Here is a 14,002-nt window from a genome sequence, read left to right as displayed (position 1 = left end):
TCACCTCACCCTCACCCTCACCCGCACCCACGGCAGTACGTTTCACGGAGGACGTTGTGGTCACGATCATCAGTCGAAGCGAATGGGGAGCCAGGTCCCCCTTCAAGCCGCAGAGGCTGTCCTGGAAGCCCTGGCAGGGCGGGGTGGTCATCCATCATCACGGCGCCGGCAGCTGGCCCGTGTACGAGCACGACAGGTGCTACGGCCAGATGCGGAGCGTGCAGCTGACGGCGATGTACCCCTGGCCGTTCCTCCAGGAGCAGTTCAACGACATCCCCTACAGCTTCGTCGTCTGCCAGCACGGCGGCATCTTCGAGGGCACGGGCACCCAGGTGCGGTCGGAGGCGAACGGCACGCAGACCGTGGGCGCCAATCAGGACTACTACTCCGTCATGGGTCTGATCGAGAGCGAGAACCAGCCCACGCGGGCCATGCTCGACTCCATCCGCGAGCTGATCGCCCATCTGCGGGAGAACCATTCGGCGGGCCCCATCATCCGCGGCCACCGGGACGTCTTCAACACCGAGTGCCCCGGGAACCTCTATCCGCACATACAGGAGTTCTACCCGGACCTGGGACCCGGCGAGCCGGACCCCACTCCCCCCAAGCCCGCCCGGCCGCTCTTCCTCTACTCGCGCAGCCAGTGGGGCGCCCGGCCGCCGCGTGAGGTGACCCGGATCGATCCCGGCAGCCGCACCGGATTCACCGTCCACTACTCCGCGGGGCCGGCCGGCCAGACGGTCCGCCAGATCCAGAACTACCACATGGACTCCAACGGCTGGTCGGACGTCGGTTACAACTTCCTCGTCGACGTCGAAGGGCGGATCTACGAGGGCCGCGGCTGGGACGTGGTCGGTGCCCACGCGACCGGACACAACACCACCCACATCGGCGTCTGCTTCATCGGAGAAGACGGCGACGCGACGCCCCGCGCACTGTCGGCCATCCGCGGCCTCTACAACGAGGCGAACTCCCGGACCGGCCGAACCCTGGCGATGACGTGGCACGGCGGACTCTCCGGCCAGTCCACGCAGTGCCCGGGGCCCGGCCTGCGCGCCTGGGTCCAGGGCGGAATGAACGCGTCCACCCTGCCGATCCGGACCGGTACGGGCGACCTCGGCGGCGACTCCAGCGGCAGCACGGGCGGCGGCATGACGTCGGTCCGGACCATCGCGGCGCAGCAGGAGGCCGTCAACCAGCTCGGCTACAGCCCGGCACTGGAGGTCGACGGCATCTGGGGCCCGAAGACCGACGCCGGCGTGCGCTGGCTCCAGCAGAAGGTCGGAGCGGGCGCCGACGGCCTGTGGGGACCGGCCACCGAAGCCGCGTACTCGGCCCACACGGGCGGCTCCGGCACGGGCTCGGGCTCGGGCTCGGGCGGCGGCATGACCTCCGTACGTTCGGTCAAGGCGCAGCAGCAGGCCGTCAACGCGCTCGGCTACAGCCCGGCACTGGAGGCCGACGGCATCTGGGGCCCGAAGACCGACGCCGGCGTGCGCTGGCTCCAGCAGAAGGTCGGAGCGGGCGCCGACGGCCTGTGGGGACCGGCCACCGAAGCCGCGTACAACGGCTATCTCGACGACGGCGCGATGCTCACCGTCGACGGCCAGTGGGGTCCGGCCACCATCCGCGCCACGCAGAAGGTCATCGGCGTCACCGTCGACGGCCAGTGGGGTCCGAACTCCGTTCGGGGCCTCCAGCGCCACCTGAACACGTGGAGCAACGCGGGGCTGGTGGTGGACGGGGCCGCGGGTCCCGGGACGTACAAGGCGCTGCAGACCCACCTCAACAAGATGACCGGGGCCGGTCTGGCCGTGGACGGCGCCTGGGGTCCGGCCACTGTTCGAGCGCTCCAGACCGCTCTGAACCGGGGGCAGTTCTGACCCATGACCGCATGTGGGCGGGGGGTGGTGCGCGGGGGGCACCACCGCCCGCTCCATGCCCGGCCGGGCAGGCCCCTGCCGGACGGCGGGGGCTCGGCACCACGAGGGCCGCGCCCGGCCGCCGCGCCGCTCGCCGCGCCGTCCGGGCCGGGCACACCTAGGCTCGACGCATGCCACGCCGTCAGATGCACATGACCGGCGCAGACGGGGCTGCTCTGCGGGCCGCGCTGCGCGAACTGCGGACGAAGCTGGAGGTGCCCGAGGTCTTCCCGGCGGCGGTCCTCGCCGAGGCCGAGCACGCGGCGGCGCACCCCCGCCTCCCGGACCTGGACAGTACGGACGTCCCCTTCTTCACGATCGACCCGCCGGCCTCCGTCGACCTCGACCAGGCCATGCACCTGGCGAAGCGCTCCGGCGGCGGTTACCGGGTCCAGTACGCCATCGCCGACGTCGCCGCCTTCGTCACCCCCGGCGGCGCGCTCGACACCGAGGCCCACCGCCGCGTGACCACCCTCTACTTCCCCGACGGAAAGGTCCCGCTGCACCCGGCCGTCCTCTCGGAGGGCGCGGCCAGCCTGCTGCCCGACCAGATCCGACCGGCCCTGGTGTGGCGCTTCGACCTCGACCCCGACGGCCGGGTCGAGACCGTCGACGTCCGCCGCGCGCTGATCCGCAGCCGCGCCCGACTCGACTACGACGGCGTCCAGAAGGCCATCGACACCGGAACGGCGGAGGAGCCGCTCGCCCTCCTGAAGGACGTCGGCCGGCTCCGCGAGGCCCTGGAACAGGCGCGCGGCGGCATCTCCCTCAACGTGCCCGAGCAGGAGGTCGTCGAGCGCGGCGGCACGTACTCCCTGGCGTACCGGGCCCCGCTGCCCGCCGACGGCTGGAACGCGCAGATCTCCCTGATGACCGGCATGGCCGCGGCCGATCTGATGCTGGCCACCGGCACGGGCATCCTGCGTACGCTGCCCAGCGCCCCCGACGGCGCGGTCGGCAGGCTCCGGCGGACGGCGAAGGCCCTGCGGATCGACTGGCCGCACCACGTGCCGTACGCCGAGCTCGTGCGCTCCCTCGACCCGCACCGCCCCGCCCACGCCGCCTTCCTCCAGGAGTGCACGGCGCTGCTGCGTGGGGCGGGCTACACGGTCTTCACCGGCGGCGAGAGCCCCGACCCGGCGATCCACTCCGCGGTGGCGGCCCCGTACACGCACTGCACCGCGCCGCTGCGCCGCCTCGTCGACCGGTACGCCGGCGAGCTGTGCCTGGCGGCGGTGGCCGGGACCGAACCGCCGCCGTGGGTGGTGGCGGCCCTTCCCGCGCTCCCGGACGAGCTGGCGGAGGGCAGCCGGCTGGCGAACACGGTGGAGCGGGAGTCCGTGGACCTGGTCGAGGCCGCCGTGCTGAAGGACCGGGTCGGGGAGACCTTCGAGGCCACGGTCATCGACGTCAAGGACCGGGAGCCGCTGGTGGGCACGGTCCACCTGGAGGACCCGGCGGTGGTCGGCCGTGTCCGCTCCACCACGCTCGACCTGCCCCTGGGCGAACGGATCCGGGTCCGGCTGGCGGAGGCCGACCCGGGGACGTCGAAGATCCTCTTCGCGCCCGTCTAGGACGTGGCGGGCTGCCGGCGCAGGGCGGTGACCAGGGCGCGCGGGTCGTCGGCATGGAAGCGGACGGTCCGGGCCTCGCCCGTGGCGCCGAGGGGCCGGGTGAAGGGGAGCGGCCGGTTCAGTTCCAGGGTGACGGTGGTCTGGCTGCCGACGGCGAGGTCGAGCACCCCGTCCTCGGACAGCGTGACCAGCCGGCCTTCGGGATAGCGCCGGTCCACCCGTACGGAGGCCACCGCGTCCGCCGGTACGGCCAGGTCGAACAGGGCCCCGTAGCGGATCCGCAGGGAACCGTCGGGGCGGACCACGTGCGGCCGGGTGACGCACGCGGCGTGCAGGGCGAGGACGAGCAGGATTCCGTACACGTCCAGCACCAGCACCACCCGGTGCACCGCCGGCCAGGGGATGAGCAGGGCCAGGCCGACGGTCTCGATCACCGACACGAAGAGCATCCCGTACATCATGGCCGTCTGCGGTCCCGTGTACGCGGCGGCGAGGTCCCCGGGGCGCACCCCGTGCTTGCCGCGCACGGCCCACCGGCCGAGGGAGGCGGTGGCACGCAGCTCGTGCAGCACCAACCGCCGCACCTGCACCGGGACCACGGCCCTGGCCGCCGCGCGCCCGGCGGCCCGCCGGCCGGCGCCTCGGGCGCGCTCGGCGGCGTAGAGGCCGTGCAGCACCCAGGCCTCCAGCAGCAGCACGCCGACGAGGAGCGTCTCGGTGGCGGCGAGTGCCCACCCGGGCGGGCGCACCCCGGCCGCCAGGCACACCACGAGCGCCAGCTCCGCCGGGACGACGGCGGTGACGGCGATCCGTGCCGCCCGTATGCGGGTCATCCCCGCCCCCTCTCCATGAACGCCTCCATGACGAGGCGGACGACTTCGGCCTGCGCGGGCGCGTACTCGGCGAGCAGCGCCTCCTTGAACCCGGTCACGACCACCCCGTCGGTGGGGATCGCGGCGAACACCTCGTCGGGGACGGCCGCCACCAGCTCTGCCGCCAGGGGCGGGATCCGGGGGTCGTCCACGGGCGCGTCGGCGAGCTCGTCGAGGCGCACGTACAGCGCGAGCACGGCGGGATCGGCGGCCAGCGGCCCGAGCGCCGCGTACATCTCCTGGCCGCCCGCGCCCGTGGCGTCGAGGAGGGTCAGGTGTTCGCGGTCCTTGGCGGCGGCCGGCGAGTCGGTCCGCGGCGCCTTCGCCAGCAGCGCGGCGAGCCCGGGCGAGAGCGGCTCGGCCTCCCCCGGCCCGGCGGCGAGCAGCACGGCGAGCCGGCGCCGCCGCTCCTGGATCTCGGCCTCCTGGCGGGCGAGGTCGGCGTCGAGTTCCGTGAGGACGTCGGCGAGTTCGCGCCCGGCGTCGTCCGCGAGGACGTCCCGTACCTCGTCGAGGCTGAGCCCGAGCTCGGTGAGCCGGCGTACGCGGGCCAGCAGGACGGCGTCACGGAGGCTGTAGGCCCGGTAGCCGTTGGGGCGCCGCTCCGGTTCCGGGAGCAGCCCGACATGGTGGTAGTGCCGGATCGCCCGGGTGGTGAGCCCGACGACCGCGGCGATCTCTCCGATCCGCATGCCCCCAGTAGAAACCCTGCCGCTGCGTCAAGGTCAAGTGAGGTCGGGCGGGGCCGTCGCCCCGGGTAACATGGTCGCCACGGCAGACGAGTCGGCCGGGCGGCCGCGTCGGGATCCTCGGATCCCGCCGAGGAACGTCCGGGCTCCACAGGGCAGGGTGGTGGGTAACGCCCACCCGGGGTGACCCGCGGGACAGTGCCACAGAAAACAGACCGCCAGGGGCTTCGGCCCCCGGTAAGGGTGAAACGGTGGTGTAAGAGACCACCAGCGCCTGAGGTGACTCAGGCGGCTAGGTAAACCCCACCCGGAGCAAGGTCAAGAGGATCCGTCCCCGGACGGGTCTGCGCGAACGCTTGAGGGCTGCCCGCCCGAGTTCGCGGGTAGACCGCACGAGGCCGGTGGCAACACCGGTCCTAGATGGATGGCCGTCTCCCCGGCGACCGCGAGGTCACCGGGCGACAGAACCCGGCGTACAGGCCGGCTCGTCTGCCGCTTCCACTCCCGTTCGGGGGTCGGCGGTTCTCTCTCCGGCTCGACTCCCGGCCGGCCGGTCGGTGGTGCTGGGGCTCCGCCCCAGACCCCGCGCCTCAATCGCCGGCGGGGCTGGGTGGTGTGGGGCGGTGCCCCGCCGGAGTGTCTCCTCGGCTCGCGCGGTACGGCATGTCTCGGCCATACGCGGTGGTGCGCGCTCGTCCTGCGGGGACACTCCGCCGTGTCCCCACCCCACGGCAGGGCTCCGTCAGTGCCCCGAAGCCGGCCCGACGCGTGGGGAGCGGGGACGGTGAGGGGTGTCCCCGCAGGACGAGGCGCGACCACCGGGTACGGCCGTGACGCCCCGCGCGCGCCGAGCCGAGGAGATACCCCTCGGCGGCACCGCGCACCGCCCGCGCAGCGATGGATCCCGCCCGGCCTCCCGCCAGGGGTACGGCACCGAGCCTGGATCCCGCCCGGCCCCCGCCAGGGCTACCGCAGGTGGGACGTGTCGTTCAGGAGGCGGACCGAGGCGTTGCCGTCGGCGTAGTAGGCCACCGCCGAGAGGGAGGCCGCCGAGAGCTCCATCCGGAACAGGGCTTCCGGCGGTGCGCCCAGGGCCAGGCGGACCAGGATCTTGACCGGGGTCACGTGGGTGACCAGCAGGACCGTGCGGCCCGCGTGGGCGGACAGCAGGCGGTCGCGGGTCGCCGAGATCCGGCGGGTGGCGGACATGAAGCTCTCACCGCCGCCCGTGGGGGCCGCCTTCGGGGAGTCCAGCCACGCCTGGAGGTCGTCCGGGAAGCGCTGCTGCACCTCGGCGAAGGTCAGGCCCTCCCATGCCCCGAAGTCCACCTCGCGCAGGCCCTCTTCGACCGTCACGGTGAGGCCGAGGCGGTCCGCGACCGCCTGGGCGGTCTCACGGCAGCGGATCAGCGGGGAGCTGATGACCGTCTGGATGGTGCCGCGGGCGGCGAGCGCCTCGGCCACGGCGGCGGCCTGCCGGCGGCCGGCCGGGGACAGTTCGGGGTCGCTGCCGCCGCTGCCCGAGAAGCGCTTCTGCGGGGTGAGGGCGGTCTCGCCGTGCCGGAGCAGCACGAAGGTGGCCGGCGCCCCCATGTCCGGGCCCCAGCCGTGACTGCCCGCGGCGACCGCCGGGGCATCGGCGTCGAGGCAGGGTTCGATCGCGTCGGCGAGGGCCTCGGCGTCGGCGAACAGCGTGTCGGCGAGCTCCTGGGCCGACGTGGCCGCGGCTCCGGAGGCGGAGACCAGGGCCGCGCGGACGGCCGCGGCCCCCTTCGCCGCGTCCCCCGGCGGTCCCGCCGGGGCCGGCGGGGTGGCCAGGGCGCGCGCCGCGCCGTGGTCGAGGGCGGCCGTGGAGGCCGACGGCTCCCACTGCTTGCCGCGCTTGCCCGCGTCCATGGCCTCGTTAGCGAGCCGGTCCGCGTGCTTGTTCTGCTCGCGCGGGATCCACTCGTACGTCACCTGGGCGCGCGGCAGGATCCGCGCGGCCTCGGCGGCGAGCGGCTTCATGTCCGGGTGCTTGATCTTCCAGCGGCCCGACATCTGCTCGACGACCAGCTTCGAGTCCATCCGGACCAGGACCTGCGCGTCGGAGGCGAGCTCACGGGCCGCCGCGAGCCCGGCGATCAGGCCCTTGTACTCGGCCACGTTGTTCGTCGCGATGCCGATGTACTCGGCACGCTCCGCCAGCGTCTCGCCCGTCGCCGGGTCGAGCACCACCGCGCCGTAGCCGGCCGGCCCCGGGTTGCCCCGGGACCCGCCGTCCGCCTCCACGACAAACTGCGGCATCAGATGCCCGAGTCGGCCGTACGGACCAGGATGCGGCCGCAGTTCTCGTGACGGACGATCTGGTCGCGGGCCGCGGCCTTGATCTCGTTGACCTCGGCCATGTCGAGCTCCAGCCGGCAGCCCTCGCAGCGGCGCTGGTAGAGGCGCGCGGCGCCGACCCCGCCCTGCTTGACGCGGATCTTCTCGTACAGCGCCATCAGGTCGGCGGGCATGGACGTGACGATGACCTCGCGGTCCTTGGTGACCTTCGCGACCTCGGCGTCGATCTCGGAGGTCGCCGCGTCACGGCGCGCGGTGGCGTCCGCGGCCTTGGCCTCCAGGGCCGAGACGCGCTCGGTCAGCGCGGTGACGCGCTCCTGCGCACCCTCCAGACGCTCCATGACCTCCAGGACCACGTCCTCCAGGTCGCCCTGGCGCTTGGCGAGGGAGACGACCTCGCTCTGCAGGTTCGCCAGGTCCCGGGCCGAGATGCCCACGCCCGAGTCGAGCCGCTGCTGGTCGCGGACGGCGCGCTGGCGCACCTGGTCCACGTCCTGCTCCGCCTTGGTCTGCTCGCGCGCGGTGTCGCTCGCCTGGGTCTGGGCGGCGACGAGCAGGTCGCGCTGCTGCGCCAGGTCCTTGGTGAGCGAGTCGAGCTCGGCGTGCTCGGGCAGCGACTTGCGCTTGTGGGCGAGCTGAGACAGCCGGACGTCCAGGGCCTGGACGTCGAGAAGTCGGATCTGGTCGGCGGGCTCGGCGTTCAGTTGGGGGCTCCAGAGATAGAAGGGGGTGTGACGGACGGCGCGTGGGCCGTCCACGGGTCGGTGACCGTGCGCGAGACGTGGGTACGCAGGCCCCAGCCGTGGCGCTCGGAGATCGCGTCGAGCTGGGCTGCGGCCTGCTCGCACCAGGGCCACTCGGTGGCCCAGTGGGCGGCGTCGACGAGGGCGAGCGGACGGCTCGCCTCGCGGGCCTCGGACACCGGGTGGTGGCGCAGGTCGGCGGTCAGGAAGACGTCGACACCGGCGGCGCGGACCTGCTCGAAGAGGCTGTCGCCGGAGCCCCCGCTGACGGCGACGCGGTGGACCGGCGCGTCCGGGTCGCCGGCCACGCGGATGCCCTGGGCGGTCGGCGGCAGCCAGGCCGCGGCGCGGGCGGCGAACTCGCGCAGGGTCTCGGGGTGGTCCAGTTCGCAGATCCGGCCGAGGCCCCGGCGGCCTTCCGGGTCGCTCGGGTCGGGCACCAGCGGGCCGGTGATGCGCAGGCCGAGGGCGCCGGCGAGGGCGTCGGAGACGCCCGGGTCGGCGGTGTCGGCGTTGGTGTGGGCGACGTGCAGCGCGATGTCGTTCTTGATCAGCGTGTGCACGACGCGGCCCTTGAAGGTGCCGGCCTCGACGGTGGTGGTGCCCCGCAGGTAGAGGGGGTGGTGGGTGACGATCAGGTCGGCGCCCAGCTTGACCGCCTCGTCGGCGATCTCCTGGACGGGGTCCACGGCGAACAGGACCCGGGTGACCTCGGCGTCGGGGTCGCCGCAGACGGTTCCGACGGCATCCCACTGCTCGGCCCGCGAGGGGGGCCAGAGAGCGTCCAGCGCGGCGATGACTTCAGAGAGACGGGGCACGGGCCAAGGCTACCGTCCGGGGCGACCGTCCCGGTCAGGCCAGCCCTGCCGGACGGGGCCCTTCCCCTCCGGGGCGGACAAACCAGAAGATTCCGGCCTGCAGCTTCCCCCCGGTACGGGCCCGCTGAGCGGCGGGGACGGGCCGCGCAGCACAACCGTCTCGTCCGGCACGCACGAATCGCCGCGCGGACACCCGTATGTGTGAAGCGGTGCTGGTGGTGTTGTTCGCCGGGAAGCGCGGAAATTAGCTTCCCCCCGGAGGTGACCACGGATGACCGTCTGTGCCATCGAAATGACGACCACGTCCGCGTTCGGCATCGCCGCGGACGGGTCGTACGCCGCCCGGCTGGCCGGCGAGGGCGACGCTCTCTACGCGGAGCGCTGGACCCTCGCCGGGCCCGAGCCGTACGCGGTACCGCTGCCGCTCGCGCAGCCCGAGGAGGCGGACAGCGAGGTGCTGCCGCTGGCCGACGGACGGGTGCTGATCCACCGGCGGGTGGCGGAGCGGCACGCTTTCGCGCTGCTCTACCCGACGGGAGCCGAGGCCGGGCCGAGCACCGGGGAGCTCCAGCTGGGCGGGGTGGACGTCCGGGAGGGCGTACGGGTCCGCCTGCTCCCGCCGTGTCCGGACGGATCCGGCGCCTTCGCCCTGGCCGCGGAGGACACCGTGAGCACGGTCTGGCAGGTGGCCGGGAGCCCGTCGGGGCCGCGGCCCGTCGCCCGGATCCCGGGACGGTGCTCGGGCGGCGTCTGGCTGGACCGGGCGGGGCGGCTGCTGGCCCTGGACCGCGAGCTGGACGGCACCACCAAGGCCGTCGCCGTGGACCTGGGGCGCACCGAGGTGTCCCCGCTGCTGCAGATCACCGAGGACAGCGACGACCGGCTGCTGCTGGCCGACCCGGACAGCGGGCTGCTGCTGATCCGCTCCGACGCACCGGGCGAACCGCGCCTCGGCTGGGGGGTGCTGGGCAGCTCCCTGCCGCTGCGCTTCCCGGAGTGCCTGGCCCGTCTGGGGGACGCCCGCCCGTTCGCGGTCCAGCCCGGCCAGGCCCTGATGCCGGAGACCTGCGGGGTGGCGCTGCGGCTGCCCGAGGGCGACATCGGCCTGTGGCGCCCCTCCGACCGGCACGTCTTCCGGCTCGGCGCTCCGGTGGGCTGGCTCGGCGGGACCGGCCTGTGGAGCGCGCAGGGCCGCCTGCACCTCCCGTACGCGACGCCCGAGGTGCCCTGCGGGATCTTCGGCCTGAACCTGCCGGCCGCCCCTCCCCCGCCGGTGGTCCTGGATCCGCCCACGCCGACCGCCCCCCGCCCGGTCCCCCTCCAGCAGGCACCGCTGGCCGGGCGATAGGAGCGGGGGGGCCGGGGGCGGACGGCGGTCGCCGCCTAGGCGTGCTTGAGGCCCAGCACCTCGGTCGCGGCGAAGGTCTCGTTCGCCGGCCTGGCCTCGTAGTGCGGGGTCAGGAGCTCGTCGAGCTCCTCGTAGGAGAAGGACTCCTTGGCCGTGTCGAACTTGGCGGCCACCTTCGGGCGCTCCATGACGGCCACGATGCCGCCGTGCACGACGAACAGCTGGCCGTTGGCCCGGGCGGAGGCGGGCGAGGCCAGGTACCCGACGAGCGGTGCGACGTGCTCGGGCGCGAGGGCGTCCAGCTTGCCCTCCTCCGGGACCTGGAAGCCGGCGAAGACGTCCTCGGTCATCCGGGTACGGGCGCGCGGGCAGATGGCGTTGGCCGTCACCCCGTACTTCGCGAGCGCCAGCGCGGTCGAGGTGGTCAGGCCCACGATGCCGCCCTTGGCCGCCGAGTAGTTCGGCTGGCCGGCCGAACCGCCGAGGAAGGCCTCGGAGGAGGTGTTGACGATCCGGCCGTAGACCGGGCCGCCCGCCACCTTGGAGCGCTCGCGCCAGTGCACGGACGCGAAGTGGGTGGTGTTGAAGTGACCCTTGAGGTGGACCCGGATCACCGAGTCCCATTCCTCCTCCGACATCGAGAAGACCATCCGGTCGCGCAGGATGCCCGCGTTGTTGACCAGGATGTCCAGCTTCCCGAAGCTGGACACCGCCAGCTCGACCAGTTCCCGCGCCTGCCCGAAGTCGGCCACGTCGCCCAGGTGCGCCACCGCCCGGCCGCCCGCGGCGCGGATCTCCGCGGCGACCTCCTCCGCCGGGGCGGCCGAGGCCTCCCCGGAACCGTCCCGTCCCGGCTGGCCGAAGTCGTTGACGACCACGTTCGCGCCGAGCCGCGCGAGCTCGATCGCCTCGGCCCGGCCGAGCCCGCGGCCCGCACCCGTGACGATGGCGGAGAGCCCCTCAAGTGGGAGTGACATCGGTAGCGTTCCTCTCAGAGCGAGCGGGTCAGAGTTCGATGCAGGTGCGCAGGGCGACGCCCGTACGCATCTGGTCGAGCGCGTCGTTGATCTCGGCGAGCTGCACCCGGTGCGTGATCAGGCTCGCCAGGTCCACCCGGCCGGCCCGCCACAGCGCGATGGTGCGCTCGTAGGAGCGGAGCACGTCCCCGCCGCCGTACATCGACGGAAGGATCTTCTTCTCGTCGAAGAAGAGCGAGAACATGTCGATCTGGAAGTTGTCGTCCAGCGCGCCCGCGCCGACGATCACCACGCTGCCGCCGCGCCGGGTCATCTTGTAGGCGGTCTGCGCGGTGGCGGACTTCCCGACGACCTCGAAGACGTAGTCGAAGCCCTCGCCGCCGGTGATCCGGTTCTTGGCGTCGTCGAAGGCCTCCGGCCCCACGGCCTCGGTGGCCCCGAACCTCAGGGCCGCCTCGCGCCGCGACTCCACCGGGTCGACGGCGATGATCTGGGCGGCGCCCTGGACCTTGGCGCCCTGGATGACGGAGATGCCGACGCCGCCGCAGCCGATGACGGCCACCGAGGATCCGGCCTCCACCTCGGCGGTGTTGATGGCGGCGCCGAGGCCGGTGGTGACCCCGCAGCCGATGAGCGCGGCGATGTCGAAGGGCACGTCGTCGGGGATCGGGACGGCGCACGCGGCGTCGACCACGAGCTCCTCGGCGAAAGTGCCGGTCGCGGCGAAGCCGAAGATGTCGCCGCCCGCGCGGCGGAAGTTGGGGGTGCCCGCGTTGACCAGGCTCGCCAGGCACAGGTGGCCCTGACCGCGCTTGCAGGACGGACAGTGGCCGCACGGCGGCAGCCAGCAGACGAGGACCCGGTCGCCCTGCTTGAGGGTGGTGACCCCGTCACCGACGTCGGAGATCACCCCGGAGCCCTCGTGGCCCGGGACGAAGGGGGCGGGCTGCGGCAGGACGCCGCTCATCGCGGAGAGGTCGGAGTGGCACAGGCCGGTGGCCTTGATCCGGATCTTCACCTTGCCGGGGCCGAGGCCGACGGCCTCCATGTCGTCGACGACCTCGAGCTTGTCCTGGCCGATCTCGCTCTGCAGTGCTGCGCGCACGGTGCGGCTCCTTGGGTCTCGTACGGTCTTGTTCTCGTCCTCGGGGTTACGCGTGCTCGACGACGGTGTCGGCGAGGACCGGTGCGTCGTCCCGTTCGGCGGCGGTCACCGACACCAGGACCCGGCCGGGCTCCTGCCACATCCGGATGCGCAGCGTCTCGCCCGGGAAGACGATCCCGGCGAAGCGCGTGCGGTAGGCGCGGACCCGGGAGACGTCCCCGCCCAGGGCCGTGTCGACGACGGCCTTGAGGGTCATCCCGTACGAGCACAGGCCGTGCAGGATCGGCTGGTCGAAGCCGGCCGTCTTGGCGAACTCGGGGTCGGCGTGCAGCGGGTTCCAGTCGCCGGAGAGGCGGTAGAGGAGCGCCTGGTCCTCACGGATGTGCCGCTCCTCGACGCGGTCGGGCGCCCGCCCGGGGAGCTCCTCCTTGGCCGAGGGCCCGCGCTCACCGCCGAATCCGCCCTCCCCGCGTACGAAGATCTGTGCGTCGCTCGTCCACAGCGGCCCGTCGGCGTCCGCGACCTCCGAGCGCAGCACGATCACGGCCGCCTTGCCCTTGTCGTAGACGGCGGCGACCTTCGAGCGGGAGGTGGCCTGCCCCTTGACGGGGATGGGCCGGTGCAGCTCGATGGAGTGGCCGCCGTGCAGGACGGCGGCGAGGTTCACGTCGATCCCGGGTGCGGCGAGGCCGCCCAGCATGGCCATGCCGGCGCCTGCGACGGTCGCGAAACTGGGCAGGACGTGGAGCTTGGATTCGAGGGTGTAGCGCAGCTCGTCCGGATCGGTGGCCGGCCGGCCCGCGCCGAGGCCGAGGTGGTAGAGCTGGATGTCCTTGTGGTCCCAGCCGATGTCCCCCAGGCGGGGGTCGGCGGCGAGGGCCTTGGCGGCATCGATCGGCATGGGGATGCTGCTCCCTGTCGTTGGAGAACCGGGGCCGTGGAAGACCTCGGTGCGGCCGTCCGCACCGTCGGCCGCACCGAGGTCGTATGCGGGGGCCGGTTCTAGAACGCGTTCTAGGCCCGGCCGGTGAGGGAATGTATAACGCACGCCCCCACACATGGGAAGACTCTTGACTTCACGTCAGATCCGCTGCGTGCGGGGCGTGTTGCGCGCCCGCCGGGAGGCGGGGCAATACGCTGCCCGCGTGGACGAAATGCCTGTTGATCACCGTGAGGCCCGCGCCCTGCGCGTCCTGCTGGAGCCGCCGAATCCGGCCTTGGCGCTCCAGCTCGGCCTCCAGCCGGACATCGAGATCGTCCGGGACCCCATGGCACGGCCGGCGGTGGCCCTGGTGGAGGAGCTCGCGGCCGTGACCGCCCTGCTGGCCGACGACCCGGAGTGCCGGGTGCTCGTCCTGACGGGCTCGGCGCACCCCGGCTTGGCGGAGGCCGCCCTCGCCGCGGGCGCGGTGGGGCTGGTGCTGCGGGACGGCCCGGTCGCGGACCTGGCGGACAGCGTCCGGCGCGCCTCGACGGGCGAGACTGTGGTGGATCCCGCCCTGGGGTGAATCCTTTCGCGGCCCCCACGCCTCTTATGCATGTGCCGGCGCAGAGGCCCGGTACCTGACCTGGAGGTTGTCGTGATCACTGCTGTCGCCGTAGGCGCCGTCGTACTGCTCCTGCTCTGCA

The 14,002-nt window shown here is 73.5% G+C and carries 12 protein-coding genes and 1 other RNA gene; 5 read left to right on the top strand and 8 right to left on the bottom strand.

Annotation, left to right across the window (positions count from 1 at the left end):
* Positions 1–56: 56 nt before the first annotated feature.
* Both KO717_RS25260 and KO717_RS25255 read left to right on the top strand, forming a co-directional pair.
* A complete protein-coding gene (locus tag KO717_RS25260) occupies positions 57–1,883 on the top strand; it encodes a peptidoglycan recognition protein family protein (RefSeq protein WP_301371513.1) in 1,827 nt (608 codons plus the stop codon).
* Between the two features lie 170 nt (positions 1,884–2,053).
* Positions 2,054–3,496: an RNB domain-containing ribonuclease gene (locus KO717_RS25255; protein ID WP_301371512.1), complete on the top strand. Its 1,443-nt coding sequence runs from the start codon at positions 2,054–2,056 to the stop codon at positions 3,494–3,496.
* Here the strand turns inward: KO717_RS25255 and KO717_RS25250 are convergent.
* Both KO717_RS25250 and KO717_RS25245 read right to left on the bottom strand, forming a co-directional pair.
* Positions 3,493–4,329 (bottom strand): hypothetical protein, encoded by an 837-nt coding sequence (locus KO717_RS25250; protein ID WP_301371511.1) that lies wholly within the window; start codon positions 4,327–4,329, stop codon positions 3,493–3,495. The two genes, KO717_RS25255 and KO717_RS25250, sit on opposite strands and share 4 nt — an antisense overlap.
* Positions 4,326–5,060, bottom strand: coding sequence for a MerR family transcriptional regulator (locus KO717_RS25245; RefSeq protein WP_301371510.1), 735 nt, complete (start codon positions 5,058–5,060; stop codon positions 4,326–4,328). Before KO717_RS25245 ends, KO717_RS25250 begins: the two co-directional genes overlap by 4 nt.
* An 87-nt stretch (positions 5,061–5,147) precedes the next feature.
* On the opposite strand from KO717_RS25245, the gene rnpB reads away from it, so the two are divergent.
* Positions 5,148–5,549: RNase P RNA component class A (gene rnpB, locus KO717_RS25240), an RNA gene on the top strand.
* 474 nt (positions 5,550–6,023) lie between these two features.
* Here rnpB and KO717_RS25235 read toward each other — a convergent pair.
* Genes KO717_RS25235 through KO717_RS25225 form a run of 3 tightly spaced genes read right to left on the bottom strand, consistent with a single transcriptional unit; the run spans position 6,024 to position 8,943 of the window.
* Positions 6,024–7,343: a bifunctional RNase H/acid phosphatase gene (locus KO717_RS25235; RefSeq protein WP_301371509.1), complete on the bottom strand. Its 1,320-nt coding sequence runs from the start codon at positions 7,341–7,343 to the stop codon at positions 6,024–6,026.
* Positions 7,343–8,086 (bottom strand): zinc ribbon domain-containing protein, encoded by a 744-nt coding sequence (locus tag KO717_RS25230; protein WP_301374735.1) that lies wholly within the window; start codon positions 8,084–8,086, stop codon positions 7,343–7,345. Before KO717_RS25230 ends, KO717_RS25235 begins: the two co-directional genes overlap by 1 nt.
* The gene (locus KO717_RS25225; protein WP_301371508.1) at positions 8,083–8,943 is read right to left on the bottom strand and encodes a Nif3-like dinuclear metal center hexameric protein; all 861 of its coding nucleotides are present in this window, start codon (positions 8,941–8,943) and stop codon (positions 8,083–8,085) included. Before KO717_RS25225 ends, KO717_RS25230 begins: the two co-directional genes overlap by 4 nt.
* A gap of 271 nt (positions 8,944–9,214) precedes the next feature.
* Here KO717_RS25225 and KO717_RS25220 point away from each other — a divergent pair, with 271 nt between their 5' ends.
* The gene (locus KO717_RS25220; RefSeq protein WP_437184572.1) at positions 9,215–10,291 is read left to right on the top strand and encodes a hypothetical protein; all 1,077 of its coding nucleotides are present in this window, start codon (positions 9,215–9,217) and stop codon (positions 10,289–10,291) included.
* A gap of 35 nt (positions 10,292–10,326) precedes the next feature.
* Here KO717_RS25220 and KO717_RS25215 read toward each other — a convergent pair whose 3' ends face one another.
* From KO717_RS25215 to KO717_RS25205, 3 genes are read right to left on the bottom strand one after another with little or no spacing between them, the layout of a single operon-like run.
* A complete protein-coding gene (locus KO717_RS25215) occupies positions 10,327–11,268 on the bottom strand; it encodes a 3-oxoacyl-ACP reductase (protein WP_301371506.1) in 942 nt (313 codons plus the stop codon).
* Positions 11,269–11,296: 28 nt separating this feature from the next.
* A complete protein-coding gene (locus KO717_RS25210; protein WP_301371505.1) occupies positions 11,297–12,373 on the bottom strand; it encodes a Zn-dependent alcohol dehydrogenase in 1,077 nt (358 codons plus the stop codon).
* Between the two features lie 46 nt (positions 12,374–12,419).
* The gene (locus tag KO717_RS25205) at positions 12,420–13,274 is read right to left on the bottom strand and encodes a MaoC/PaaZ C-terminal domain-containing protein (protein WP_301371504.1); all 855 of its coding nucleotides are present in this window, start codon (positions 13,272–13,274) and stop codon (positions 12,420–12,422) included.
* Between the two features lie 253 nt (positions 13,275–13,527).
* Between KO717_RS25205 and KO717_RS25200 the strand changes: the two genes are divergently transcribed.
* Positions 13,528–13,881 (top strand): DNA-binding response regulator, encoded by a 354-nt coding sequence (locus KO717_RS25200; RefSeq protein WP_301374734.1) that lies wholly within the window; start codon positions 13,528–13,530, stop codon positions 13,879–13,881.
* Positions 13,882–14,002 lie beyond the last annotated feature (121 nt).

The sequence above is a fragment of the Streptomyces xanthophaeus genome (genome assembly GCF_030440515.1).
GTDB classification, from domain to species: Bacteria; Actinomycetota; Actinomycetes; order Streptomycetales; family Streptomycetaceae; genus Streptomyces; species Streptomyces kutzneri.
The sequence above is the reverse complement of the archived record's forward strand: the minus strand, read 5'-3'. Positions and strand labels throughout refer to the sequence as shown.

Bases quoted from the DNA above. Each gene is read 5' to 3' on its own strand.
- KO717_RS25220 (WP_437184572.1), top strand. From the start codon at position 9,215: ATGACCGTCTGTGCCATCGAAATGACGACCACGTCCGCGTTCGGCATC.
- KO717_RS25205 (WP_301371504.1), bottom strand. From the start codon at position 13,274: ATGCCGATCGATGCCGCCAAGGCCCTCGCCGCCGACCCCCGCCTGGGG.
- KO717_RS25255 (WP_301371512.1), top strand. From the start codon at position 2,054: ATGCCACGCCGTCAGATGCACATGACCGGCGCAGACGGGGCTGCTCTG.
- KO717_RS25200 (WP_301374734.1), top strand. From the start codon at position 13,528: ATGCCTGTTGATCACCGTGAGGCCCGCGCCCTGCGCGTCCTGCTGGAG.
- KO717_RS25235 (WP_301371509.1), bottom strand. From the start codon at position 7,343: ATGCCGCAGTTTGTCGTGGAGGCGGACGGCGGGTCCCGGGGCAACCCG.
- KO717_RS25250 (WP_301371511.1), bottom strand. From the start codon at position 4,329: ATGACCCGCATACGGGCGGCACGGATCGCCGTCACCGCCGTCGTCCCG.
- KO717_RS25215 (WP_301371506.1), bottom strand. From the start codon at position 11,268: ATGTCACTCCCACTTGAGGGGCTCTCCGCCATCGTCACGGGTGCGGGC.
- KO717_RS25245 (WP_301371510.1), bottom strand. From the start codon at position 5,060: ATGCGGATCGGAGAGATCGCCGCGGTCGTCGGGCTCACCACCCGGGCG.